The sequence below is a fragment of the Halomonas sp. ATBC28 genome (assembly GCF_005937175.1).
GTDB lineage: Bacteria > Pseudomonadota > Gammaproteobacteria > Pseudomonadales > Halomonadaceae > Vreelandella > Vreelandella titanicae.
In genome coordinates this window covers 287,146-302,878 of the sequence record NZ_VCQL01000002.1, presented here as the reverse complement: position 1 = coordinate 302,878, position 15,733 = coordinate 287,146, and the positions used below count along the sequence as shown (strand labels likewise).

The window sequence follows — 15,733 nt, the reverse complement described above, 5'->3', positions numbered from 1 at the left end:
GGGTAAGCGTGGTTTGACTGCGTTTCACCATAGACGAATGTCGATTAGCTCTAGGCGCTAGAGTGGACTAATCTGGCCTTTTAGAGCGAACTAGTATTCGTTATGCGAACTTATAATAATCTAACAAAAGTCCTGGAGTACCCCATGAAAATAACCCTATCCCGGTGCCTGTTGGCGACCGCTATTGCGGGTCTTGGCATCAGTTCGGTTCAAGCGGAAACCACCCTGCGTATGGCGCACTTTTGGCCTGGCCCCTCTGGCGTTAATGAAGATGTTCTGCAGGCCTGGGCTGATACCGTGGCCGAAGAGTCCGGCGGCGAGCTATCGATCCAAATGTTTCCCGCCGGTACCTTAGCCAAACCGGATTCCATTTATGAAGCCGCCGCCAACGGTATTGCCGATATTGGTGCCACGGCACAGGGCTACACCGCTGGCCGCTTCCCGCTGTCACAGATCGTTGAACTGCCTGGGGTAGCGAGTACGGCAACGCAAGGGGCGTGTGTACTGCAAACGCTTTACGACGACGGTCATTTGGATAGCGAATACGAAGATACCCGCCCGCTGTTTATGTTTACCACGGGGCCTGGCGGCATTCACACCATCGATACTGATGTGCAAACGCCTGCTGACCTGCAAGGGCTACGTATTCGCCGCCCCACTGCTGTCGCGGGTGAAATGCTCGAAAACATGGGTGCAAGCCCAGTGGGTATGCCAGCACCAGATATCTATACCTCCATGCAGCGCGGCGTTATTGATGGCCTAAGCTTCCCCTGGGAAGGCTTAAAAGGTTTTCGCGTTAATGAGTTAGTCAGTTATCACACCGAAGTACCGTTCTATACGCTGATCTTTGTCGCCACCATGAATCAACGCGCTTATGAAGGCTTATCTCCCGAGCAGCAGGCGGTCATCGACAATAATTCAGGCATGAAGTGGGCTGAAAAGGCCGGTGAAGTGTTTGACCGTCTAGATGTGGAAGGCAAGCAGGAAGCGGTTGATGCGGGCCACACCATCCGTGAAATCGAAAACCCGCTTGAGCACCCAGACTGGCAGGAGCCGCTGCAAACCGGTATTGAAAACTACTTAACGCAGTTAGAAGAGCGCGGTTTGAGCCAAGCCCGTGAGGTGTATGAAGCTGCACTAGCAGCGAGCGAGTCTTGTGGTACCCAACAGGGATAAGGTGTTATGCAGTCGACTCTCCACTTTCAGCATATTCTCAACAGGGCCAGCCATTGGCTGGCCCTTATTTGTCGTTTGATTGCCGGAATAGCGCTGATTGGCTTACTGGCAGTCACAATTGCCGATGTAAGTACTCGCTACCTTGCCCGCGTGACGGAAGGCGCTATTTCGTTACGCGTGTCAGGAAGCGTGGAGTTAGTTAGCTATTTAATGCTGTTTGCTTTACTAGCGGCAATGTCCGCGAACGTTGAGAAGAGCCAAGTGGTGGTAGAAGCCTTTTCACACCGCTTGCCCCAAACCATTAAAAACCGCTTACAAGGTCTCTATTTTCTTGGCTTTATGGCGCTGGGATTAATTTTATTTGTAGGTTTATGGGCCTCAGCAGCGGCGGCTGCCCGGCATGGCACTACCACCCAGGATCTGCGACTGCCCATGGGGCCCATTTATCAGCTGGCAGCCGTGCTCAGTTTACTACTGGGGTTACGCAGCTTTATCCATGCCTTGCTAGGCATTCTTTATGGCAAGGGCGAGGAGGCTGCTCATGGGGAGTGAAGCGATTGGCGCTATTGGTCTTGGGTGTTTGCTGGTACTGATGATCCTGCGTGTCCCAGTAGCGTTAACCATGCTCATTGTCGGCGTGGTGGGGTTTGCCCAAATCGTCAGTTGGGATGCGGCAATTGCACAGCTTAAAACGGTACCCGTAGAGGTGCTTTCCAACTACAGCTTCAGCGCCGTACCGATGTTTATTTTGATGGGCGTTTTGGCTGCCCATTCTGGCATGGCCGGAAAGCTGTTTGATTCAACACGTACCATTTGCGGCGGCTGGAAGGGGGGCTTGGCGATTGCGGCCATTGGCTCTTGTGGCATCTTCTCTGCTATTTCCGGTTCATCGCTGGCGACGGCGAGCACCATGACCCGGGTAGCGCTGCCGGAAATGGAGCGCTATGGCTATCACCGTGGGTTGGCCACCGGGGCGCTTGCTGCAGGCGGCACGCTGGGCATTATGATTCCACCCAGTATTGCGCTCTTGATCTATGCCATTCTCACCGAGCAGTCGGTGGGCGATATGTTTATGGCGGGGTTAATTCCTGGCCTGTTGGGCTTGGTGATGTACGCGCTGACGATCTCCGTTGTCATGCGGTTGCGTCCCTCTCTAGCGGTGGCAGGAGAGCCAACGCCCTGGAAAGAGAAGCTGGTGTCGCTCACTGGCTTAATACCGTTCTTTGGCGTTTTCCTGGTGATGATTTTAGGTATCTATTTTGGTGCCTTTACCCCCACCGAAGGGGCCAGCGTAGGGGCATTTGCCACACTGATTTACGCCCTCGTGAAAGGCATGCGCAGTGCCCAGCTGTGGCGCAGCGTACAGGAAACGCTGGCGCTCTCTGCGGTGGTGTTCTTTATGTTGGTAGGGGCTGAAACGCTGGGTTACTTCATCTCGGTATCGCGTATTTCGTTTTCGATTACTGACATGCTCTACGGCATGGATCTCACACCGCTCGTTGTGGTGCTGTGCATCCTGGCGCTCTACTTTGTGCTGGGCATGTTTATGGACTCCATCGCCATGCTAGTAATCACCGTGCCTGTGGTTTACCCGATCATTCAGGCGATGGGCATTGACCCTGTATGGTTCGGTATTCTGACTGTTTTGACGGTAGAGCTGGGGCTGATGACCCCTCCAGTGGGGATGAACGTGTTTGTGATTAAAGCGATGGCGCCGCATGTTGGGCTGGGGGAGATTTTTAAAGGCGTCGCGCCCTTTGTGGTGTCTGACTTAATACGCCTGGCACTGCTAATCGCTTTCCCGATTTTGAGCACGCTGTTTCTGCTCTAGGCTGGTTTTATTACAAGGAGTTAATGCCATGGTCACTATTCAGCTATTGTCCGCGGGTGAAGCAAAAGCCGCTGAGCAAGAGGCCACTTTTACCCGAGCGAATCCGTTGAGTGGCGAGGTTGTCACCACGGCGGCGGCAGCAAGCGTAGGTGATGCAAATGCGGCTGCCGACGCGGCTGGCCGGGCGTTTGATAAATGGTCGCAAACAGGCCCAGGCGAACGGCGCGCCAAATTGCTAAAAGCGGCTGAGCTGATGGAAGCGCGTCAGGGCGATTTTATTGATCGTATGATTGATGAGACTGGGGCCACGCCGGGTTGGGCTGGGTTTAACGTCAAGGTGGCCGCCGATGTATTGCGTGAAGCTGCAGCGTTAACCACGCAAATCCAGGGCGATATCATCCCCTCGAACGTACCTGACAGTATGGCGATGGGCGTGCGTGTTCCCTGTGGCGTTGTGGTCGGTATTGCGCCCTGGAATGCGCCGATTATTTTAGGTACTCGAGCCATCGCTACGCCCTTGGCCTGCGGCAACACCGTTATTTTGAAAGCTTCCGAGCAGTGCCCGGCGACGCATCACTTGATTGGTGAAGTGTTGCAGGAAGCGGGATTTGGCGACGGTATCGTCAATGTGATTACCAATGCACCGGATAACGCCGCTGATGTCGTAAGCGCGTTGATTGCCCACCCTGCGGTACGCCGGATTAACTTCACTGGCTCCACTGGTGTAGGCAAAATCATTGCCGAGCAAGCGGCCAAACAGTTGAAGCCCGTGTTGCTTGAGTTGGGTGGCAAGGCACCGTTTGTGGTATTGGATGATGCGGATATCGATGCCGCCGTGGACGCAGCGATTTTTGGCGCGTTCTTTAACCAAGGCCAGATCTGCATGTCCACCGAACGTGTCATTGTTGATAACCAGGTGGCAGATGCTTTCGTGGAGAAGTTTGCTGAGCGCGCTCGGGTGTTAAAAGCAGGCGACCCGCGTGATGAGAGCAACACCCTGGGCACGTTAATTAACGCGCAGTCAGGTGAGAAACTAAATAGCCTGATTGATGATGCCGTGACGCAAGGCGCGCACTTAGCCGCTGGCGGAAAAGCGCAAGGGGTGGTGATGCAGGCCACGGTCATCGATGGTGTCACCAGTGATATGCGGCTGTATAGCGAAGAGTCGTTTGGTCCTATCGTGGCGGTGATTCGCGTTAACGGCGAAGAAGAGGCAGTGCGCATCGCCAACGATAGCGAGTACGGCCTCTCATCAGCGGTGTTTAGCCGCGATAGCGCACGCGCCATGAAAGTGGCAGGGCGCTTACAAACGGGTATCTGCCATATCAATGCCCCCACGGTACATGATGAGCCGCAAATGCCTTTCGGCGGCGTCAAATCCAGCGGCTACGGGCGCTTTGGTGGTAAAGCAGGCATTGAAGAGTTCACCGAACTGCGCTGGATGACCATGCAGATCGGGCCGCGACACTATCCTATTTAGTGGATTCGTTAGCCGCCATTTGCCGTAGCCGAAAATCCCTTGGTGAAAGGGCGGTATTGCGCTTAAAAAAGCGCGTGAAGTAAGCCGGTTCTGAGAAGCCTAAGCTGTCGGAAACCTCACCAATGGTCATATTGGTGTAGGTAAGCTGGCGCTTGGCTTCCAGCAGTAGGCGTTCATGCAGTAATTGAAGGGCGCTACGCCCGGCAAGTTGGCGGCATAGCAGGTTCAAGTGTGCGCTGCTCACACCTATCTGCTCGGCTAACTGTTCAATGCTTGGCTGTTCACGGTAATGAGCTTCGATCAGCGCTTGGAAGTTCTCAAGAAGCATGCGCCCCTTATCGTACTGGCGGGGGCCATGGCGCTTTGCAGGCCTGTCAGGATAATCGGTAAGACGCGATAACTCTACAACTAACGCCTGTACCAGCGCTTCAAGCAACCGGTTTCGTCCAGGAGCGGGCTGGCGGTACTCCTGGTCAATTTGGTCGATTAACGTTGCAATGCGCTGGGTGTTAGCGGGCTGATTAAGGCGAAGAAAGTCGGCTTTGCGTAGCGCACTGCTTTCACCCATTAGCTCGTTAAGGTGATCGGCCAACGGCTTCGCCAGGGTAATAATGTGACCGCCGATATCGGGAGAAAAATGAAAACCATGGATGGCCATCGCGGGCACAATAATAGTTACCGCGCCTTCAAGGCGTTGTTTAGCTCCTTCAAGCTCTAGTTCAAGGCTGCCGTGGCTGATAAATAGAATATGCACTAAATCAACATGCCGGTGAGGGCGAATGCGCCAATCATGCAGACGGCTGCGCTCGGGAATTGACTCACAGTGTAATAAGTCCGGCGTCGGCCAGTGCTGGGTTTCACCGTATAGCTTGAACACGGGAACATGGGTTGTCGTTGCTGTTTTCACGCGCTGCTCCTCATGCGACTAATGTCGTGCCATAACGCTTGGAAAGTCCAATTAACTGTTCCATTCATGCCTTATTATGCGCATCGTTTCATTGAAAAATACAAGTAACAAGCATTTATATAATGACAACGATGAGGCCCCTATGAAAACCCAGGTCGCGATAATTGGCGCAGGCCCCTCTGGCCTATTGCTGGGCCAGCTACTACACCGCCAAGGCATTGATAACGTGATTGTTGAGCGGCGTAGCGGAGAGTATGTATTAAGCCGTATTCGCGCCGGTGTGCTTGAGCAGGGCATGGTGGACCTACTGCGCGAAGCGGGGGTTGACCAGCGGATGGATGAAGAGGGCTTACCCCATGATGGTTTTGAGCTTGCCTTCGACAACCGCCGCGTGCGTGTCGCTCTGGATGAGCTGACCGGTGGCAGTAAAGTCATGATTTACGGTCAAACCGAGGTAACGCGGGATTTAATGGAGGCTCGTGAAGCTAACGGTGCAACAACACTTTATGAAGCAGAAAACGTTCAGCCCCACGATCTGGAGAGTGACAGCCCCTATCTCACCTTTGAGCACAACGGCGAAACGGTCAGGCTCGATTGCGATTACATTGCCGGTTGTGATGGCTACCATGGTGTATCCCGCCAATCGATTCCTCAAGAGCGTATTAAAGAGTTTGAAAAGGTCTATCCGTTTGGCTGGTTGGGGGTTCTCTCGGACACGCCCCCGGTCTCTGATGAGCTGATCTACGCGCGCCATGAGCGCGGCTTTAGTCTGTGTAGCATGCGCTCCGCCACCCGCAGCCGTTACTACCTGCAAGTGCCGTTAGATGAAAAAGTTGAAAACTGGTCAGATGAGCGGTTTTGGCAAGAGCTGAAGCACCGCCTGCCTGACGACGTTGCCGCAAAGCTGGAGACTGGGCCTTCGATTGAGAAGAGCATCGCGCCGCTGCGAAGCTATGTGGTTGAACCCATGCAGTACGGGCGGCTGTTTCTGGTCGGCGATGCGGCGCATATCGTGCCGCCCACTGGTGCCAAAGGGCTGAACTTGGCTGCCAGCGATGTCAATACGCTTTACCGGTTAATGATGAAGGTCTACCAAGAAGGCCGTACAGATCTGATCGAGCGCTACTCGCAAACGTGTCTGAAACGCATCTGGAAAGCCGAGCGTTTCTCCTGGTGGATGACCTCCATGTTGCATAACTTCTCAGATGAAGAAGATTTTAACAGCCGCATGCAGCTGGCCGAGTTGGATTACGTGACTAGCTCTAAAGCGGGGCTAACCACCATTGCAGAAAACTATGTTGGCTTGCCCTATGAATCGCTTGAGTAGCGTTTAGCCCTTTCTCATTTTCCTCATTGCCCAAGCGTCTGCTTGGGCTTTTTTGTGCGCCCGGCACGGGCGCACTCCTGGAGGTGCAAGTCCTCCCGTAAGCTGGCCACAGCGAACGAAGCGAAGCGCAACTGCGGAAGGGTGACCAACCGTGGGAAGGAAGCGTGGAGCGTAAACCGCGAGCCGATGAACAAGAACCGGATAGGAGGCGCTGCCAAGCAGGGCGAGCGGGCAAGAAGCCGCGAAGCTCTTGTGGCCAAGGCGACGTAGCGTATATCCGGCGGTTGTGCGGTGAAGGAGTGTGTTCTTACCCGGGGAGATCTCGCCTTATGCCTGAAAGGGCAACGTGACCCCACGGAGCGAGAAGTCAGCAGAGGCCGTAGTAGCTCCTCGTTTTTTTTTTTGGAGCAAAGGGCCGAACGAGAAGGAGCGTCAAACGTCTTGTCGATGAGATCAGTAACGCATCAGATGCCCGCGACTGCGGGGCGGGAGAAGGCATGCCAAGGTGAAGCCTTGTCGTCCTGCTCCAGCGATGAAACTGGCCTCCCGCGACAAGTGCCGGAGGACGCAGGGCAAGGTCTGCTTGAGCGGGCCTTCGCAAGAGAGAACATGCTACGTGCATGGAAGCGCGTGCGTGCCAACAAGGGAGCAGCAGGCATCGATGGTCTGGATATTGCTCAGACCGCCGAGCACCTAAGGTGGGCCTGGCCCGATATTCGACAGCAGCTTCTTGCAAGTCGATATTATCCTCAGCCTGTCCGCCGAGTGGCTATTCCGAAGCCAGATGGAAGAGAACGAGAACTGGGGATACCCACCGTGACTGACCGTCTTATCCAACAGGCACTGCTGCAAGTTCTACAACCGCTGATCGATCCTACTTTTAGCGAGCACAGCTACGGCTTCCGTCCGGGCCGCCGTGCCCATGATGCCGTACTAGCTGCTCAGAGCTTCGCCCAACAGGGTTACCACACCGTTGTCGATGTTGACTTGTCTCGATTCTTTGACCGAGTCAATCATGACATCCTGATAGACCGCCTGAGGAAACGCATTCAGGATAATCGTGTTATCCATCTGGTTCGTGCGTATTTGAATGCGGGAATAATGGAGGGAGGGGTGGTCATTTATCGGCATGAGGGGACACCGCAGGGTGGCCCATTATCGCCGCTACTGGCCAATATCCTGCTGGATGAGGTGGATCGCACACTGGAACGTCGCGGACACCACTTTGCTCGCTATGCCGACGACTGCAACGTTTACGTGCGTAGTCAGAAAGCAGGGGAGCGAGTCATGGCTTTGCTACGTCGCTGTTACAGTAAGCTGCGCTTGACGATCAATGAGTCCAAAAGTGCGGTCACCAGCGTGTTTGGCCGCAAGTTCCTGGGCTACGCCCTATGGGAAGCTAAGGGTGGAGATGTCCGACGTGGTATATCAGCAAAAGCGTTGGGGGCATTTAAACAGCGGATTAGGCAACTGACACGCCGAAATGGCGGACGCAGTATCTCACAGGTCGTCGCCTATCTACGACGCTACCTTTTAGGCTGGCAAGGCTACTTTAAGCTGTCGCAAACACCTCGTATCTGGCGGTCGCTGGACGGGTGGATACGACGACGGTTAAGAGCTTTGCACCTTAAGCAATGGCGTCGGGGTAAGACGATTTATCGTGAGCTGATGCGTCTTGGCGCTACGCCGAGGGTAGCACAATCGGTGGCGGCGTTGAGTCGTCGCTGGTGGCACAACAGTCTGTCGGGAGTCCATCATGTATTAACGGTGGCCTACTTTGATCGGCTGGGCGTGCCCCGTCTCTCATAACCTTAACTTCTCGAACCGCCCGGTGCGGACCCGCATGCCGGGTGGTGTGGCAGGGGACCGGTCAGCCATGCTGACCGCCCCTATGCCGATGCTTAAATGTCATGAAAAGTTGTAAAGTTCTCCACGCTTTCATGTCCGGTAATAAAGACATTCTCGGGAGCTTCTTAATAACCAAAGTGGAAGTTATGGGAGGCGTAGGTTCCGCTACAGATAACAGTACTATCTTTCGTTTAAGCGCACTGGCACACGGCTTAAATGGTTATTACCGTTAGCGATCTTTTGCAGCAGAGAAAGCAATATCTGTTGCTCTTCGGCGTTAAGCGGCGCCAGGATATCACTTTGCACCTCTTCAACAGCAGGCTCTACGGCTTCTCGTAACGTCTCTCCTTCCTTGGTAAGCTTCACAACCATCGAACGACGATCTTCAGGGTTGCGGTGCCGGGTAATGAGCCCGCGCTCCTCTAATTTTCGTACTACGACAGCGATGGTATTGCGATCCAATGCCGTATAGCCACCTAAGGAGATTTGGTCACTTGCTCCCATCTCTTCAAGTGCAGAAAGGATTATATATTGCAGTTGGGTAAGGTTGAACGCTTCGCACTTACGCAGAAAAATAGCCACGCTAATTTGGTGGCAGCGTCTTAAAAGATTGCCAGGTAAGTCAAAAGCTTCAGATAGCGGTGATCGAGTCATGTGGAGTCTTATAAAAGGGGAAAATACGCTGTGACCATAGCAGAAGTTTCTGTAATAGGCACTGGATGGGAGCACTGGCCAGCATGATACTAGCCAGTGCCCCACATCGATAAAGAGTAAGCCGGAGGTAGCGGCTAGAGTTAACGGAAAACGTTAACGAGCCAGGGATTAAAGATGACCGCCAAAATGACGAGGCAAGCCGCTATTATGAAAGGCAAGATCCACTTCGTAATGCGGGGCAAGCTAACGTTGCTGATAGCGGAGGCAACATAGAGCCCTGCACCCACCGGGGGGGTTAACAGCCCCAAGCTCAGTGTCATACAGGTGACGATGCCAAAATGGATGGGATCAATACCATAACTTTGCTGCGCCACCGGGAGCAAAATAGGCACTAGGATGATCAGCGCAGCGATCCCATCAAGCACCATGCCTACTACCATCAGCATCACAAACACCAGAAGCATAAATACCAGCGGGCTTTCGGTGGTGCCTTGCATTAGCCCGGCTACTTGTTGAGGTATCTGGTTGTACACCAGTACCCAACCAAAGGCTTTCGCAGCGACAATCAGAAATAGCACAATGGCGGTGTTGCGTGCTGTTCGGCTTAAAACACCAGGTAATTGCCCCCACTTAAGCTCTTGAAAGAAGAGGGCGCCTATCACCACCGCCATTAGCGTCGCAGCCGCCGCGGATTCAGTCGGCGTCACTATGCCAAATGCGATACCGCCCACAATGACGATGGGAATGCTAAGTGTGAGCAGTGCGCCACGAGTCGCACGCCATAGCGGTGTGCGTTCCTGATCAACGCTTCCTTTCTTACGCGCACGGCGCGCCATGATTGTGATCAAGCCGCTGATCAGTATAAACAGCAGTAGCCCAGGAAGAATGCCCCCCATGAACATGGCACCAATCGACACTTGAGCAATGACGCCATAGATAATAAACACCATTGACGGCGGAATAATCGGCCCCAGCAGGCCAGCACCTGCCGTCAACGCCGCGGCGAACCCCTTGTCGTAACCATCACGCTCCAATTCGGGAGTCATTACTCGGCTCATAATAGCGATCTGTGCCGTCGCTGAACCCATAATAGAGGCAAGCATCAAGTTCGAGGTGAGGGATACATAGGCAATGCCGTGAGGAATCCACGCAAACCAGGCACGTGTGGCGGTGATAATGCGACGTGTAATACCACCCTCATTCATGATTTCGCCCAACAGGATAAATAAGGGAATCGCCAGCAGATCAAATACCTCTAGCGAGCCAAAAATAACCTGGGGTAGGTTTTCAAATAGACGGTAGTTACCGGAAGTGATCACGAAGGTAAGTGTTGAAGCCAAGAGGACAAAGGCAATTGGCATTCCAAGTAGCATTAACACAATAAAAGCCGCAAGCGTCATAGGGTTACTCCTCGTCGTTGGCTAGGACGAAACTCGCTCGCGAGCGATCAAAAAGCCTAGCGACGAGGTGAAAAATCGATGTGACGCAGAAAAGCGGCACGATGAGATAGAAGTGCCACTTGGGCCAATCGAGCGTAATAGCGATATCGTAGTGGATCGAAGGTGACCGCAGCCAAGCGATGGCGTACCACAGGACAGTAACCATTATCGCCAGGCAGATCAGCTCGGTAAGCCAATAGCAAACGCGCTGAGCCGCTTTAGGCAGTATCGCAATCAGCATGGTCAAACGTACGTGCTGGTCGTTATGTATGGCGATAGAGATGGCGAGAAACGCCATCCAAATCAGAATATAGACGGCTAGCTCATTGGCAAAAAAAAGTGGGCTGTTGAGTACGTATCGTGCGAAAACATTAGCAATAAGCAACGCGCTAAAAGCTATTATCAGTACGTTGCAGAGCAGCTGTTCAACCCTGGCTAGCTGTCGGCTCGCCTTGGTTAGCCAGGTGTCTTGGGGAAAATGCATCTTGGGTACGCCTCTTTGGTTCGGGGCGCAGAAGCGCCCCGACGCGTTTTATTCAGCGTTAAGGAGTTCGGTGGACTGTTGCTGGAATGCTTGGATAAGCGGATGGTCACCAAAGCGCTCAGCGAACGCTTGGTTCGCCGTGCTGAAAGCGTCTTCAGCGCTTTCTAGCGTATACACATTAATGCGGTCTTCGAGCAAGGTGCGGTTGCTCGCTTCTGCTGCAATTTCCGTCTCAGTACCCCAGGCAAGTGCCTCAGCCATGGCGGTATCAATTAGCTGGCGTTCTGCATCGCTAAGTGAAGCGCGGGATGCTTGGCCCATTATGGCTACCTCAGGAAACGCCATATGGCTAGTCAGTGTTAGATGCTCCGCTACTTCATAAAAGCCCGAACCTACTAAGGCATCGAGGTCAATATCCACACCATCCAGCATACCGTTTTGGAGGCCTTGGTAAACATCCGGCAAACTCGTCGGGGTGGGCCGAGCCTCAACGGCTCGCCACCAGGTATTCATCGCTGCGAACGGAATAATGCGGATGTTTTTGCCGCTAACATCCTCAGTGCTGTTAACAGCGCTTTCGCGCATAAGAATATGGCGCATGCCCGCAAAAGTATAGCCGAATGCGTGCAGACCTTTGCTCTCCAGGTTCTGCAGCATCTGCTGAGCAGCGTCTGTCTCGGTGGCCTTGGCCGCCTCTTCTACGCTGGAAAAGAGGAAGGGAGTGAACCAGCCGACGAAAGCTGGTTCACGCTGGCTGGTAGCTGCGGCGGTCATAAGCCCTATGTCTAGCAGTCCGGTCTCCATTTGGGTGAACATGGCCGATTCATCCCCTAGCTGGCCGGATGGGAAAATGGTAATGGTTAAATCACCATTACTTCGCTCTGCCACTGTGTCGGCTAGGCGTTGGGCGGTTTGATTCAAAATATGCTGAGGCGGAGTAATTAATCCCAGGCGTAACTCTTTGGCCTCGACTTGTGTGCTGGCAATTAACGCTAGGCCTAGCGGAATCGCGCAAAGATAGCGAGTGGCAGTATTTAGTATGTTTGTCATTGTATTTACCTTATTTTTAGAGGTTTTTTTTCTTTCTCACTGAAAATTAGTTGTGCTCTTATAAAATCATAAGTCAAAAACGGAATTCTAAAATTTTATGAGCATGGTAGTTTGCAAGAGTTGTAAACAGTTATTACTTTTTATTAGGAAATTATTATATTAAAAGCGCGTCAAATATCCTTATCATATAGCCAAGCCAGCCCTTCATAAGACTGCTCTGGCGTCCGAGAAGCGAGCATGGCATTGCGCAGTTCAGCCGTAACCCCTGTCGCGTGATAGAACTCACCGTGAACACGGGCCATAATCTGACAGCGTCCGGTGCGCAGGTAGCGCCGCTGCTGGTACGCCTGAAAGGCACTGGCGATATCGTCACTGCAGCGGGCAACCTCATCAGCTAGCACAACAGCATCCTCTATAGCCATGCAGGCACCTTGGGCAAGGTATTGCAACATCGGGTGAGCAGCGTCTCCGACCAGGGTGGCAAGGCCACGGCTCCACTCTTTCACAGGCTCTCTATCGCATAGCACCCACATACGCCAGCTATCAATTTTGGCTAACAGTTCTTGAACCGTATCGCAGGTTCCAGCGAAACGCTGCTTGAGCTCCTCAGGATCTCCTTCTGTATTCCAGCCTTCTACATAGCGATCGCTATGGAACACGGCAACCAGATTGAAGAGCTTTCCTCCACGTAACGGATACTGCACGAGGTGGTTTTTGGGGCCGCCCCACAGAATCATGGCATTCCGACGATAGGCTTCTGGCACTTCCTCGATAGGAATTACCGCACGATAGGCAATGTGACCGGAAACCCTCGGAGCTCCATCGCCGACAATGCTCTCTCGAACCTTAGACCATAGGCCATCGGCCCCTATCAAAGCACTTCCTGAGATTACTTCCCCCTGAGCTGTGGTGACATTCATCTTGCCATTGGCCTCTGAGAAGGAGGCGACCCTAGTAGAGGTTCGAAACTCTATCTGGCTCGATGCACGACACGCGTTGAGCAGTACGTTGTGTAAGTCGGCACGATGGATCAGTGCATAGGGGTACTGGAAGCGTTCGATGAATGAGTCACCCGCCGGGATCTCAACGACCGGCGTGGCATTGACGCTGTCCATCATGATCAGTTCATCTGGCAGCACCGCCAGTTCACGTGCCTGCGCCAATACCCCTAGGCGATCAAGGGCGCGGAAGCCATTCGGTCCTACTTGGATACCAGCACCCACTTCACGAAACTCATCGGCCTGCTCAATAACCAATGTTGGGATGCCGAGACGAGACAAGGCCAGTGCTGATGCAAGGCCACCAATCCCGCCGCCGATAATAAGAATAGGCTGCTGAGTACTCATGATGCCTCCACGTTCACACTGATCTTACCAATACGCTCAATCTCACAATTGATGGTGTCACCAGGCTGGATAGGCCCCACCCCCTCTGGTGTCCCGGTATACAGCAGATCGCCGGGCTCGAGGGTGTAGAATTTGGAGGCAAACTCTATAAGTTCGGCTACATCCATGATCAGATCTTTGGTATTGGCGCTTTGTCGCACTTTTCCATTCACATCTAGGGTCATCGCTAATGCATGAGGGTTTTCTATCTCATCGGCGGTAACCAGCCAGGGGCCCAGCACTGTGTAGGAATCTAGCGACTTACGCAGGCTGCGCTCCTCCGGCCCACGAATCGTGATATCCAGCCCGATGCTGTATCCCGCCACGTAGGACAGCGCATCCTTTGCTAAAACGTTTTTGGCACGTTTGCCAATGATGGCAACCAATTCGATTTCGTGGTCGGTTCGGCGGTCCGGAAGACCGACGTACACAGAATCATCAGGACCGACCAGTGAACTTGTAGCTTTGAGGAACAGCCCTGTCTCCTGTATCTTTCGCACATGTGCTCGGGAGAAAGTCGCGGTATCCTCAATGGCCTCATCCAAGTGGGCTTGGTAGTTGACTGGAGCCGCGACAACCTTGCCGGGGTTGGCAACCGGGGAGCGCAATGTCACCTTGCTGAGAGGATAACGCCGAGCGAATTGTATGGCATCCGCTATGACAGGCATTAATTCTGGTAAGCAAGCAATCAGTTGATCTCCACGGGGATAGGGATATTCCGAGGCACCGATACGAGTTAGGACGCTTGAGACGTCCAATACCTCGTTACCGTCTACGACACCCAGGCGATTGTTATTGAACAAGCAGATTTTCATGCAATGGTTATCCTTTGTATCAGGGAGTTGTCAGGCTTTTTTACTCTCGCCCTTCCAAAAGCCCAAATGTTCCTGAAGGGGGCGATCTGAAAAACTGAACAAAACACATTCATCGGAGGCTTTGAAGCGACGCCAGGCCCAGCCAGGAACCACAAACACATCGTGCTGATTTGCTGTCCACTCCTGATCTCCGACGTGAACGCGGACACTACCCTCCACTACGCAATAGACCGCACCATCTGTTTCCCTATGCTCCACGCCCTGAAACCCAGGTGGCAGAAGCTGTATGTAAGCGCCCATGGTAAGGATCGGTGATTCACCATTGGTGGGATTGGTAAAGGTCAGCTTGAGCCCAATGGCAGGATCACAATCACCACTCTCAGCGAGCTGAGTCAACGCCGCCCGAGTGCGCTTATAGGGGTAGTGGAACAAGGGGCTCGTCGTGCCACTGCCCTGATACCCAACTGGGGTTAACCCGGATGCATAACGCGCTTCAGAGTCGCCCGCCGGTCGACGAACTTCCTGGCGATTGTTCGGATCGTCAGCAGAGAAGCCCGCGTTAAGCATCTGTACGACAGGTACATCAAGGCCATCCAGCCACATCACCGGGTCGCTGCCCTCGGCGCCATGGTCGTGGAACACCCCGGATGGTGTGATCACGAAATCACCAGGGCGCATCATTACTTTTTCACCGTCCACATTAGTGAAGCCACCTTCGCCGCTGAGAATCAGGCGCAAGGCCGAAGCCGTATGCCGATGACTTGGCGCGACCTCGCCAGGCAGAATCATCTGAATGCCTGCGTATAGTGAGGTGGTTACCAAGGATTTACCGCGTAGCTTTGGGTTTTCCAGCACCAGGACGCGACGCTCGGCATCCTCAGCTGAAATGGCTTCACAAGCCATCTCCATGTTCTTGCGAATCGTTTTATCACGCCAGATAACGGGCTCCAGTACCTGTTTAGGCTCACGTGGTGTCAAACCTCGCAGCACCTCCCATAGTGGCGCCATGTTGTCTTTGGAGATTAATTCTTTAAATGCTGTATCGGTCATAGCTCCTCCTTAAGATTCAGCTGATGTGTTTGTAAGGATCAGCAATTATTGTCTCTGCCGTAAATAAAACAATTTTTTTCGTATTGTGATAATTTTGCTTTTTATGCGGTTGGGGTCAAGGCAAAAATATGTATTTGCGACAAAAGTATTATCTTCTGGAGGCTTTGATACAGGCTATGGTGCTGGGCGCTCAAAAATTTTTTTAAGCAATCACAGCGTATTGAGGCAACTGATGGTCATGTGTGACAGTCAGTTATTGCTGTAAGCCCCTAGTGAGCTTTGCAAAA

14 protein-coding genes are annotated in these 15,733 nt (G+C 53.2%); 6 read left to right on the top strand and 8 right to left on the bottom strand.

The window, feature by feature from the left end:
* The first annotated feature begins 144 nt into the window (after positions 1-144).
* The 4 genes from E0L35_RS03420 to E0L35_RS03405 are packed head-to-tail and all read left to right on the top strand — an operon-like array spanning position 145 to position 4,487.
* Positions 145-1,176 carry a TRAP transporter substrate-binding protein gene (locus E0L35_RS03420; RefSeq protein ID WP_138799595.1) on the top strand — a complete coding sequence of 344 codons (1,032 nt, stop codon included), beginning with the start codon at positions 145-147 and terminating at the stop codon, positions 1,174-1,176.
* A gap of 6 nt (positions 1,177-1,182) precedes the next feature.
* Positions 1,183-1,728 (top strand): TRAP transporter small permease subunit, encoded by a 546-nt coding sequence (locus tag E0L35_RS03415; protein ID WP_138799594.1) that lies wholly within the window; start codon positions 1,183-1,185, stop codon positions 1,726-1,728.
* Positions 1,718-3,007 (top strand): TRAP transporter large permease, encoded by a 1,290-nt coding sequence (locus E0L35_RS03410; RefSeq protein ID WP_138799593.1) that lies wholly within the window; start codon positions 1,718-1,720, stop codon positions 3,005-3,007. Before E0L35_RS03415 ends, E0L35_RS03410 begins: the two co-directional genes overlap by 11 nt.
* Positions 3,008-3,035: 28 nt before the next feature.
* A complete protein-coding gene (locus E0L35_RS03405; protein ID WP_138799592.1) occupies positions 3,036-4,487 on the top strand; it encodes an aldehyde dehydrogenase in 1,452 nt (483 codons plus the stop codon).
* Here E0L35_RS03405 and E0L35_RS03400 read toward each other — a convergent pair.
* Positions 4,480-5,394 carry a helix-turn-helix domain-containing protein gene (locus E0L35_RS03400; RefSeq protein ID WP_138799591.1) on the bottom strand — a complete coding sequence of 305 codons (915 nt, stop codon included), beginning with the start codon at positions 5,392-5,394 and terminating at the stop codon, positions 4,480-4,482. The genes E0L35_RS03405 and E0L35_RS03400 overlap by 8 nt on opposite strands.
* Positions 5,395-5,536: 142 nt before the next feature.
* On the opposite strand from E0L35_RS03400, the gene pobA reads away from it, so the two are divergent.
* Both pobA and ltrA read left to right on the top strand, forming a co-directional pair.
* Complete coding sequence (gene pobA, locus E0L35_RS03395) at positions 5,537-6,721, top strand: 4-hydroxybenzoate 3-monooxygenase (RefSeq protein WP_039857751.1); 1,185 nt, start codon at positions 5,537-5,539, stop codon at positions 6,719-6,721.
* A 447-nt stretch (positions 6,722-7,168) separates the two neighbouring features.
* Positions 7,169-8,530 (top strand): group II intron reverse transcriptase/maturase, encoded by a 1,362-nt coding sequence (ltrA, locus tag E0L35_RS03390; protein WP_138799627.1) that lies wholly within the window; start codon positions 7,169-7,171, stop codon positions 8,528-8,530.
* 219 nt (positions 8,531-8,749) lie between these two features.
* On the opposite strand, the gene E0L35_RS03385 is transcribed toward ltrA, so the two are convergent.
* From E0L35_RS03385 to E0L35_RS03355, 7 genes are all read right to left on the bottom strand, one after another.
* Positions 8,750-9,223: a MarR family transcriptional regulator gene (locus E0L35_RS03385; RefSeq protein ID WP_138799590.1), complete on the bottom strand. Its 474-nt coding sequence runs from the start codon at positions 9,221-9,223 to the stop codon at positions 8,750-8,752.
* 140 nt (positions 9,224-9,363) lie between these two features.
* Positions 9,364-10,623, bottom strand: coding sequence for a TRAP transporter large permease (locus tag E0L35_RS03380; RefSeq protein WP_138799589.1), 1,260 nt, complete (start codon positions 10,621-10,623; stop codon positions 9,364-9,366).
* A 4-nt stretch (positions 10,624-10,627) separates the two neighbouring features.
* Positions 10,628-11,146 (bottom strand): TRAP transporter small permease, encoded by a 519-nt coding sequence (locus E0L35_RS03375; protein ID WP_035581674.1) that lies wholly within the window; start codon positions 11,144-11,146, stop codon positions 10,628-10,630.
* 48 nt (positions 11,147-11,194) lie between these two features.
* The gene (locus tag E0L35_RS03370) at positions 11,195-12,196 is read right to left on the bottom strand and encodes a TRAP transporter substrate-binding protein (protein ID WP_009286265.1); all 1,002 of its coding nucleotides are present in this window, start codon (positions 12,194-12,196) and stop codon (positions 11,195-11,197) included.
* Positions 12,197-12,366: 170 nt separating this feature from the next.
* On the bottom strand, positions 12,367-13,542 hold the full coding sequence (locus tag E0L35_RS03365; RefSeq protein WP_009286264.1) for a 3-hydroxybenzoate 6-monooxygenase: 1,176 nt from the start codon (positions 13,540-13,542) through the stop codon (positions 12,367-12,369).
* A complete protein-coding gene (locus E0L35_RS03360; protein ID WP_035581672.1) occupies positions 13,539-14,396 on the bottom strand; it encodes a fumarylacetoacetate hydrolase family protein in 858 nt (285 codons plus the stop codon). Before E0L35_RS03360 ends, E0L35_RS03365 begins: the two co-directional genes overlap by 4 nt.
* Before the next feature lie 30 nt (positions 14,397-14,426).
* On the bottom strand, positions 14,427-15,446 hold the full coding sequence (locus E0L35_RS03355) for a cupin domain-containing protein (RefSeq protein ID WP_009286263.1): 1,020 nt from the start codon (positions 15,444-15,446) through the stop codon (positions 14,427-14,429).
* Positions 15,447-15,733: the final 287 nt, after the last annotated feature.

Excerpts from the sequence above, each read along its gene's own strand:
- E0L35_RS03380 (WP_138799589.1), bottom strand. The coding sequence starts at position 10,623 with ATGACGCTTGCGGCTTTTATTGTGTTAATGCTACTTGGAATGCCAATT.
- E0L35_RS03415 (WP_138799594.1), top strand. The coding sequence starts at position 1,183 with ATGCAGTCGACTCTCCACTTTCAGCATATTCTCAACAGGGCCAGCCAT.
- E0L35_RS03365 (WP_009286264.1), bottom strand. The coding sequence starts at position 13,542 with ATGAGTACTCAGCAGCCTATTCTTATTATCGGCGGCGGGATTGGTGGC.
- E0L35_RS03375 (WP_035581674.1), bottom strand. The coding sequence starts at position 11,146 with ATGCATTTTCCCCAAGACACCTGGCTAACCAAGGCGAGCCGACAGCTA.
- pobA (WP_039857751.1), top strand. The coding sequence starts at position 5,537 with ATGAAAACCCAGGTCGCGATAATTGGCGCAGGCCCCTCTGGCCTATTG.
- E0L35_RS03385 (WP_138799590.1), bottom strand. The coding sequence starts at position 9,223 with ATGACTCGATCACCGCTATCTGAAGCTTTTGACTTACCTGGCAATCTT.
- E0L35_RS03360 (WP_035581672.1), bottom strand. The coding sequence starts at position 14,396 with ATGAAAATCTGCTTGTTCAATAACAATCGCCTGGGTGTCGTAGACGGT.
- ltrA (WP_138799627.1), top strand. The coding sequence starts at position 7,169 with ATGAGATCAGTAACGCATCAGATGCCCGCGACTGCGGGGCGGGAGAAG.
- E0L35_RS03370 (WP_009286265.1), bottom strand. The coding sequence starts at position 12,196 with ATGACAAACATACTAAATACTGCCACTCGCTATCTTTGCGCGATTCCG.
- E0L35_RS03420 (WP_138799595.1), top strand. The coding sequence starts at position 145 with ATGAAAATAACCCTATCCCGGTGCCTGTTGGCGACCGCTATTGCGGGT.
- E0L35_RS03410 (WP_138799593.1), top strand. The coding sequence starts at position 1,718 with ATGGGGAGTGAAGCGATTGGCGCTATTGGTCTTGGGTGTTTGCTGGTA.
- E0L35_RS03405 (WP_138799592.1), top strand. The coding sequence starts at position 3,036 with ATGGTCACTATTCAGCTATTGTCCGCGGGTGAAGCAAAAGCCGCTGAG.
- E0L35_RS03355 (WP_009286263.1), bottom strand. The coding sequence starts at position 15,446 with ATGACCGATACAGCATTTAAAGAATTAATCTCCAAAGACAACATGGCG.